The sequence below is a fragment of the Pseudomonas sp. 382 genome (assembly GCF_002759075.1).
In the GTDB taxonomy this organism is placed as follows: domain Bacteria; phylum Pseudomonadota; class Gammaproteobacteria; order Pseudomonadales; family Pseudomonadaceae; genus Aquipseudomonas; species Aquipseudomonas vlassakiae.
The window spans coordinates 1-1,236 of the sequence record NZ_PEMX01000091.1 but is presented as its reverse complement, the minus strand read 5'-3'; the positions used below and the strand labels follow the sequence as shown (position 1 = coordinate 1,236).

Here is a 1,236-nt window from a genome sequence, read left to right as displayed (position 1 = left end):
TGTAGTGGTCTAATGAAACCGGACACTCATTTAGGCGAGAATGCTCGCCCCAAAGAGGTGTCTGATGACCAAGCAACGCCGTACCTTTACCCCTGAGTTCAAGCGCGAAGCAGCCTGTCTGGTGCTCGACCAAGGCTACAGTCATGCCGAAGCAGCCCGCTCGCTCGGCTTGGTCGAGTCGGCCCTGCGCCGCTGGGTTAATCAGCTTCAGCAGGAGCGCGGCGGCATCACGCCGGCCAGCAAGGCGTTGACGCCAGAGCAGCAGAAAATCCAAGAGTTGGAAGCTCGAATCACGCGCCTTGAACGCGAGAAATCAATACTAAAAAAGGCTACCGCGCTCTTGATGTCGGAAGATCTCGAGCGTACTCGCTGATACACCAACTCAGCGCCCATGAGCCCGTTGACTGGTTGTGCGAAGTGTTTGAAGTCACTCGCTCAAGTTATTACGCACATCGTCATAAACGGCGAACTCCGGACGTTGAGCGATTGCGATTGCGCAGTCGAGTAAATGAGTTGTTCACTCGAGGGCGAAGTGCGCCTGGCAGCCGCAGCATCAAGGCAATGATGCGAGAAGAAGGTGAGCAAATCGGGCGGTTCAAGGTGCGCAGTCTGATGCGTGAGCTGGCGCTGGTCAGCAAGCAGCCGGGATCACACGCCTACAAAAAGGCCACGGTAGAGCGGCCAGATATTCCGAATATCCTGAACCGAGCGTTTGATGTCGAAGCGCCAAATCAGGTGTGGTGTGGAGACATCACTTACGTTTGGGCGCAGGGCAAATGGCATTATCTGGCAGTTGTCATGGATCTATACGCACGCAGAGTAGTGGGCTGCGCCTTATCAGAGAAGCCGGATGCAGACTTAGTCGTCAAAGCGCTGGACGTAGCTTACGAACAACGTGGAAAGCCTCAAGGGCTGATGTTCCATTCCGACCAGGGATCGCAATATGGCAGTCGCCAGTTCCGCCAGAGACTATGGCGCTACCGAATATGCCAGAGCATGAGTCGGCGGGGTAACTGTTGGGATAATGCGCCGATGGAGCGAGTGTTTCGCAGCCTGAAATCAGAGTGGATACCGACCACGGGCTACCTGACTGGGCAGCAAGCTCAACGAGATATTAGTCAGTACCTGATGGGCCACTACAACTGGCTCCGGCCCCATCAATTCAACAATGGACTGGCTCCGGCCAAAGCTGAAGAAAAACTCAAAACCGTGTCCGGAATGAGTTGACCACCACAA

General features: G+C 55.1%; 1 protein-coding gene. It reads left to right on the top strand.

All coding sequences use genetic code 11. From position 1 onward, the window contains the following. Window positions 1-64: 64 nt before the first annotated feature. A protein-coding gene (locus CQW31_RS30710) for an IS3 family transposase (RefSeq protein WP_099816119.1) occupies window positions 65-1,227 on the top strand; the annotation gives its coding sequence in 2 pieces (ribosomal slippage) (window positions 65-320 and window positions 320-1,227; 1,164 coding nt in all). The last annotated feature ends 9 nt before the right edge of the window (window positions 1,228-1,236 follow it).